This is a genomic window from Streptomyces flavofungini, from assembly GCF_041028215.1.
In the GTDB taxonomy this organism is placed as follows: Bacteria; Actinomycetota; Actinomycetes; order Streptomycetales; family Streptomycetaceae; genus Streptomyces; species Streptomyces flavofungini_B.
In genome coordinates this window covers 1-7,221 of sequence record NZ_JASKYR010000464.1, presented here as the reverse complement: position 1 = coordinate 7,221, position 7,221 = coordinate 1, and the positions used below count along the sequence as shown (strand labels likewise).

At 72.9% G+C, this 7,221-nt stretch carries 6 protein-coding genes; all 6 read left to right on the top strand.

The genetic code is table 11. From position 1 onward, the window contains the following. On the top strand, positions 1–1,165 hold a 1,165-nt coding region (locus tag AB8Z36_RS27080; protein WP_369215998.1), incomplete at its 5' end, for an alpha/beta fold hydrolase. Positions 1,166–1,205: 40 nt separating this feature from the next. After that, positions 1,206–2,387 (top strand): cytochrome P450, encoded by a 1,182-nt coding sequence (locus tag AB8Z36_RS27075; RefSeq protein ID WP_369215997.1) that lies wholly within the window; start codon positions 1,206–1,208, stop codon positions 2,385–2,387. A 39-nt stretch (positions 2,388–2,426) separates the two neighbouring features. Continuing rightward, positions 2,427–3,620, top strand: a complete 1,194-nt coding sequence (locus tag AB8Z36_RS27070) for a cytochrome P450 (protein ID WP_369215996.1) — start codon at positions 2,427–2,429, stop codon at positions 3,618–3,620. A gap of 102 nt (positions 3,621–3,722) precedes the next feature. Continuing rightward, the gene (locus AB8Z36_RS27065; RefSeq protein ID WP_369215995.1) at positions 3,723–5,303 is read left to right on the top strand and encodes a tryptophan halogenase family protein; all 1,581 of its coding nucleotides are present in this window, start codon (positions 3,723–3,725) and stop codon (positions 5,301–5,303) included. Positions 5,304–5,351: 48 nt separating this feature from the next. Next, entirely contained in the window at positions 5,352–5,879 is a 528-nt protein-coding gene (locus tag AB8Z36_RS27060) for a flavin reductase family protein (protein ID WP_369215994.1), read from the top strand. 7 nt (positions 5,880–5,886) lie between these two features. Then, positions 5,887–7,221 (top strand): cation:proton antiporter (locus tag AB8Z36_RS27055; protein ID WP_369215993.1); only part of this gene is annotated, 1,335 nt, incomplete at its 3' end.

The window sequence follows — 7,221 nt, the reverse complement described above, 5'->3', positions numbered from 1 at the left end:
GGCGGAGACCGCGGGCGCCTGGCTGGACGGCGGCACGTCCGGGGCCGCCCGCTCCGGCACTCCGCTGCCGGACACCCGCGCCTTCGTGCTCGACGAGTTCCTGCACCCGGTGCCGCCCGGCGTGGTGGGCGACCTCTACCTCGCCTCTGCCGCCCTCGCGCGCGGCTACGCGGGCGGCCCGGGACGCACCGGCGCGGACTTCGTCGCCTGCCCCTTCGGGCCCGGCGGGGAGCGGATGCTGCGCACCGGGGAGCGGGCCAAGCGCACGGCCACGGGGTTGCTCACGCTGCGGGACAGGTCCGAGGAGCGGGCGCGCGAGCGGCGCGGCGGCACGGCGCGCCGCGCGGGACGCGGCCGCGGTGACCTCGCGGTGCTGCTGCCGCTGCGCGAGGAGGGCAACAGGCCCCCGCTGTTCTGCGTGCACCCCGCCATGGGGCTGAGCTGGAGCTACGGCAACCTCCTGCGGCACCTCCCGCAGGACAGGCCGGTCTACGGCCTCCAGTCCCGGGGCCTCGCCGGTTCCGAGCCCATGCCGCGCAGCGTGGAGGACATGGTGGTGGACTACCTGGAACAGATCCGCTCCGTCCAGCCCACCGGCCCCTACCACCTGCTCGGCTCCTCCCTCGGCGGCCTGATCGCGCAGGCCATCGCCGCCCGCCTGGAGGAGCAGGGCGAGGACGTGGCGCTCCTCGCGGTGCTCGACGCCTATCCCGGCAACGTCGGCCGGGTCGTCACCGACGAGGACACCCGCCCCGCGGAAGGACCGGCCACCGAGGGCGCCGACGGCGGCGAACGCCGCGTGGCCCCCGGCGGCCAGGACGACGCCGACCGGGCGATGCCGGGCGACATCGACGCCGTACGCATGGGGGTGAGCGACGAACTGCTCGCCAGGATGCGCAAGGTGATCCGCAACGCGGCGGCCTTCGCGCCGGACCACACCCCGCCCCGCTTCGGCGGCGACCTGCTCCTGTTCGTCGCCACCGGGGACCGGCCCGCCGAACTGCCGGTGACCGGCGCGGCGGCCACCTGGCAGCCCTACATCGAGGGCGACATCGAGACGCACGAGGTCGACGCGGGCCACTACGAGCTGTTCCAGCCCGCGGCCATCGCGCACATCGGGCGCGTCGTCGCCCAGAAGCTCCGGGCCGCGACCGGCACCGACTGAGCGGACCGTACCGACTGAGCAGGGGAGAGGAGATCAGGACATGCCCAGGCAGACAGAAGTGCCCGCGCACGAACAGCGCGTGGGAACCGACCCCGTGCCCGGCCTCGCCGAGGCGGTCCGGCGCGCGCCGCTCACCGAACTGGACGTCCCCGCGACGTCGGAGCGCACCTGGCTGGCGCTCGGCGCCGAGGAGGTACGGGCGGTGCTCGGCGACGCGGACCGGTTCAGCACCCTGCCGCCCGCCGACAACGACGCGGACTCCAGGCGGCTCGTCCAGGCGGGCAACCTGCTCCAGTACGACCCGCCCGAGCACACCCGGCTGCGCAAGATGCAGACACCGGAGTTCACCCAGCGGCGGATGCGCCGCCTGGAGCCGATGATCGGGGAGATCGTCGCGGACCACCTGGACGCCCTGGAGCGCGCGGGGCAACCCGCCGACCTCGTACGGCACTTCGCGGCGCCCGTGCCGAGTCTGGTGGGCTGCCTGCTCTTCGACATTCCGCGCGACGACCACACCGAACTGGCCCGCAACCTCGACATCAGCCGCACCGAGGTCCGCTCCCGCGAGCAGCGGATGGCGGCGGGCAAGGCGTACATGGCGTACATGACCAAGTTCACGGCACGCAAGCGCCGCCGCCCCGGCGACGACCTGCTGAGCGCGCTGATCCGCGAGCACGGCACGGACATCGGCGACGAGGAGCTGACCGGCACCGTCGCCACCCTCCTCGCCCCCTCCGTCCTGAACGTCGGCGGCACCCTCGGTCTGTCCATCCTGGCGCTGCTGCGCCATCCCGAGCAGTGCGACCTGCTCCGTGCGCGGCCGGACCTGACCGACCGCGCGGTGGAGGAGCTGACCCGGTACGCGAGCGTCGTCGCCACCGCGTCGCCGCGCACCGCCCTGGTGGATGTGAAGCTCGCGGGCCAGGTCATCAGGGCCGGTGACACCGTGCTCTGCTCGCTGTTCGCGGCCAACCGCGCCCAGTGCCCGGGGGCGCCGCGGGACGATCTCGACATCACGCGCGAGGACACCAGCCACATGGCCTACGGGCACGGCATCCACCACTGCCTCGGCGCACCGCTGGCCCGGATGACGCTGCGGATCGCGCTGCCCGCGCTGCTGAACCGCTTCCCCGGGCTGCGGCTCGCCGTACCGCCGGAGGAACTGCGCTACAAGGCACCCAACGGCATCTACGGCGTCGAGTCACTGCCCGTGACCTGGTGAGTGCCCCCACAGAGCGTCAAGAGCCGGGAGGAAGAGGACATGCCGCAGGACGCGCCGACCATCCCCGTCCACACCCGCAGGACGCGCTTCGACCCCGCGGACGAGCTGCGCCTGCTGACCGGGGGCAGCCCCGTCGTCGAGATGCCCGGTGCGGACGCGCGTGCCGGGGGCGGGACCGTCTGGCTGGTGACCGGCTATCACGAGGTGCGTCAGGTCCTCGGCGACCACGTCCGGTTCTCCACCCGGCGCCGGACCGGCACGACCGGCGACCACCGGCCCGACGAGGCGATCGGGCAGCTCATGGACTACGACCCGCCCGATCACACCCGGCTGCGCAAGATGCTCACCCCCGAGTTCACCCACCGGCGCATGCGCAGGCTCGAACCGCGCATCGAGGAGATCGTGGCGGAGCGCCTGGACGTCATCGAGCGCACCGGACCCCCGGCCGACCTGGTGGCGGGGTTCGCCGAGCCGGTCGCGGGCSCCGTCCTGTGTGAGCTGATCGGGGTGCCGCGCGACGACCGGGGTGACTTCCTGCGCCGCTGCCACGCGCATTTGGCCACCGGCCAGGGGCGCGGCCGGCGCGCCGACGCGGGCAACGCCTTCACCCGCTATCTGGCCGCGCTGGTGGGCCGGGCGCGCAAGGACCCCGACGACGGCTTCCTCGGCACGCTCGTGCGCGACCACGGCGACGACTTCACCGACAAGGAACTGCGCGGCATCTGCGTGCTCCTGATGCTCGCCGGGCTCGACAACATCTCGGGCATGATCGGCCTGGGCACGCTGATCCTGCTGGAGCATCCCGGCCAGCTCGCGGCCCTGCGCGCCGACCCGGCCGCCATGGACCGCGCCGTCGACGAGCTGCTGCGCCATCTGTCGGTGCCGCACGCCCCCACGCCCCGTACCGCCCTGGAGGACGTCACCGTCGCGGGGCGGCACATCAGGGCGGGGGACACCGTCGTCTGCTCGATCCCGATGGCCAACCGGGACCCGGCGCTCACCGGCTGCCCCGACCGGCTCGACCTCACCCGTGACCCGGTGGCCCACGTCGCCTTCGGCCACGGCATCCACCACTGCCTGGGCGCGGCCCTCGCCAGGCAGGAACTGCGCATCGCCTTCACGGCGCTGCTGCACCGCCTCCCGGCACTGCGCCTCGCCGGAGAGGCCGAGGACGTGGAATTCCGCGTCAGGTCGACCGCGTACGGGGTGGAGCGCCTGCCAGTGGCCTGGTGAGCCACCACCGCACGCACGGAGAAAGGCCAGCACGGACCAGCAGCAACCAGCACGACCCAGGGGACAACAGGGGACAACAGGGGAACCAGGGGTGGGAACATCATGAACGGAACGGAAACGAACAGCTCGGGAGCCGTGCGCGACGTCGTCATCGTCGGCGGCGGCACGGCGGGCTGGATGACGGCCGCCTATCTGACGGCGGCCTTCGGCGACCGCGTCGCCATCACCCTCGTGGAGTCGGCGGACGTCGGCACCATCGGCGTCGGCGAGGCCACGTTCAGCGACATCAGGCACTTCTTCGAATTCCTCGGCCTGGCCGAGCGGGACTGGATGCCCGCGTGCAACGCCACGTACAAGCTCGCCGTCCGCTTCGAGGACTGGCGCAGGCCCGGCCATCACTTCTACCACCCCTTCGAGCAGCTCAAGTCGGTCAAGGGCTTCCCGCTGACCGACTGGTGGCTGCGCTACCCCGGCAGCGAGCGGTTCGACACGGACTGCTTCGTCATGGCCTCGGTCATCGACGCCGAGCGCTGCCCGCGCTATCTCGACAACCGACTCCTTGAGCAGGAGTTCGTCGAGTCCGACGACCTGCCCAACACCATCGCCGAGTACCAGGGCGCCCAGTTCCCCTACGCCTACCACTTCGAGGCCCACCTCCTGGCCACGTACCTGACGGAGTACGCCACCCGGCGCGGCGTCCGGCACGTCGTCGACCATGTCACCGACGTCGGACTCGACGAGCGCGGCTGGGTCTCCCATGTGCGCACCGCCGAACACGGGCTGCTCTCCGGAGACCTCTTCGTGGACTGCACCGGCTTCCGCGGCCTGCTCATCAACAAGGCGCTCGCCGAGCCGTTCGTCTCCTACCAGGACACCCTGCCCAACGACAGCGCGGTCGCCCTCCAGGTGCCGATGGACATGGACAAGGACCCCATCCGCCCCTGCACCACGGCCACCGCGCAGGACGCGGGGTGGATCTGGACCATTCCGCTGATCAGCAGGATCGGCACCGGCTACGTCTACGCCCGCGACTACCTGGAGCCCGAGGAGGCCGAGCGCAGGCTGCGCGAGTTCGTCGGCCCCGCCGCGGCCGACGCCACCGCCAACCACATCAGGATGCGCATCGGGCGCACCCGGCGCTCCTGGGTCAACAACTGCGTGGCCATCGGCCTGTCGAGCGGTTTCGTGGAGCCCCTGGAGTCGACCGGCATCTTCTTCATCCACTACGCCATCGAGCAGCTCGTGAAGTACTACCCGGCGACCGACTGGGACGCCTCGCTGCGCGAGCAGTACAACAGCGCGGTGACGCACGTGATGGACGGCGTACGGGAGTTCCTCGTCCTGCACTACCGGGGCGCCAGGCGGCGGGACAACCAGTACTGGCGGGACACCAAGACCCGTACCGTGCCCGACTCGCTGGCCGAGCGCCTGGAGCTGTGGGAGAGCAAGGTCCCCGACGCGGGCACCGTCTACCCCCGCTACCACGGCCTTCCGCCCTACTCCTACAACTGCGTGCTGCTCGGCACCGGCGGCATCGACGTGCGGCCCTCGCCCGCCCTCGACCTGGTCGACGAGAAGGACGCCCTGGCCGCGTTCCAGGGGATCAGGGACAAGGCGCGCTCGCTGGTGAGCACGCTGCCGACACAGAACGAATACTTCCGCCGGATGCGCGACGGGGGGTGACCGGAGGGCATGAGCGGCCCGTCGGCACAGGTGAGGGAACGGGGAGGCATGGACACCGAGTTCCGCGACATGATGGCGGCCTTTCCCACCGGCGTCTCGGTGGTCACCGCCAGGGACGGCAGCGCCGCGCCCCGGGGCATGACGTGCTCCTCGCTGTGCAGTCTGAGCGTCAGTCCGCCGACACTGCTGCTGTGCCTGCGCACCGGGAGCCCCACGCTGCGGGCGGTGCTCTCCAGCGGGGCGTTCGCGGTGAACCTGCTGCACGGCGAGGCGGACTGGGTGGCCGCGCTCTTCGCCTCCGGGGCGCCCGACCGGTTCGACCGGGTCGCCTGGCGGCCCGCGGGGCGCACCCGCAGCCCCGCCCTGATCGAGGCCGCGCACGCCGTCGCCGAGTGCGTCCTGGAACGCACCCACCCCTCCGGCGACCACGCGATCGTCGTCGGGGCGGTGCGCTCCGTGCAGCGCTACGACCGCGAGAGCGCGCTGCTCTACGGCTTCCGCAGGTACGGGGAGTTCTCGCCGCGGGTCCCCGCCGTCGTCGGTGACCCCGGCGCCGTCCGCGAGCGCGAGGGGTGACCGTGTCATGACCGCCCCGGCCGGCCTGCTCACGGCCGCTGCGACCCACCCCGGCACGGCCGCTCCCGTGCCGCCGATCGCCGCGCACTCGCTCCTTGTCTTCCTGCTCCAGGTGGGCGTGCTGCTGCTGTTCGCCCTGCTGCTCGGCAGGCTCGCGGCCCGCTGCGGGCTCCCGGCGATCGTCGGCGAACTGGGCGCGGGGGTGCTCCTCGGCCCCACGCTCTTCGCCCGGCTGGCGCCGGACGCGGCGGGCTGGCTGCTGCCCGCCGACCCCGCGCAGACGCACCTCCTTGACGCCGTCGGGCAGCTCGCCGTCCTGCTGCTCGTCGGGCTCACCGGGATCGAGATGGACCTGCGGATGATCCGCCGCAGGGGGGCCACGGCGCTCCGCGTCAGCACCGCCGGGCTGCTCGTGCCCCTCGCCCTCGGCATCGGCCTCGGCTTTCCGCTGGCCCGGCTGCTCGGCATCGGGGCGGCCGACCGGCGGATGTTCGTCCTCTTCCTCGGCGTGGCGATGTGCGTCAGCGCCATCCCCGTCATCGCCAAGACGCTGATGGACATGAACCTCATCCACCGCGACGTCGGCCAGCTCACCCTGGCCGCGGGCATGGTCGACGACACCGTCGGCTGGCTGCTGCTCTCCGTGGTCTCCGCGATGACCGTCGGCGGGCTGACGGCGGGGGCGCTCGGGCACGCCGTCGGCGCCCTGCTGCTCGTCATCGTCGTGGCGGTGCTGCTCGGCCGCCCGCTGGTCCGCCACGCCCTGCGGCTCTGCGAGGGCTCCGACCAGCGCACGGTGTCCACGGCCGCCGCGCTGATCGTGCTGGCCGCCGCGGGCACCCAGGCGCTCGGCCTCGAAGCGGTCTTCGGCGCCTACCTCTGCGGCATGCTCATCGGTTCGAGCGGCGCCTTCGACCGGGTCCGCACGGCCTCGCTGCGCCTGGTCGTCCTCGCCGTCCTCGCCCCCGTCTTCTTCGCCCCGGCGGGGCTGCGCATCGACCTGCGGGCGCTGGCGGAACCCGCGGTGCTCGCGGCCGCCCTGATCGTCCTCGCGACCGCGGTCCTGGGCAAGTTCGCGGGCGCCTACATCGGCGCGCGGCTCAGCCGGCTCAGCCGCTGGGAGGCCCTCGCGCTCGGCGCGGGCATGAACGCGCGCGGCGTCATCGAGGTCATCGTGGCCATGGTCGGGCTGCGGCTCGGCATCCTGGACACCCGGACGTACACGATCGTCGTCCTGGTCGCCGTGGTCACCTCCGTGATGGCACCGCCCCTGCTCAAGGCCGCCATGCGGCGCATCGACAGCACGCGCGAGGAGGAGCTGCGGCTCGCCGCCCTCCAGGTG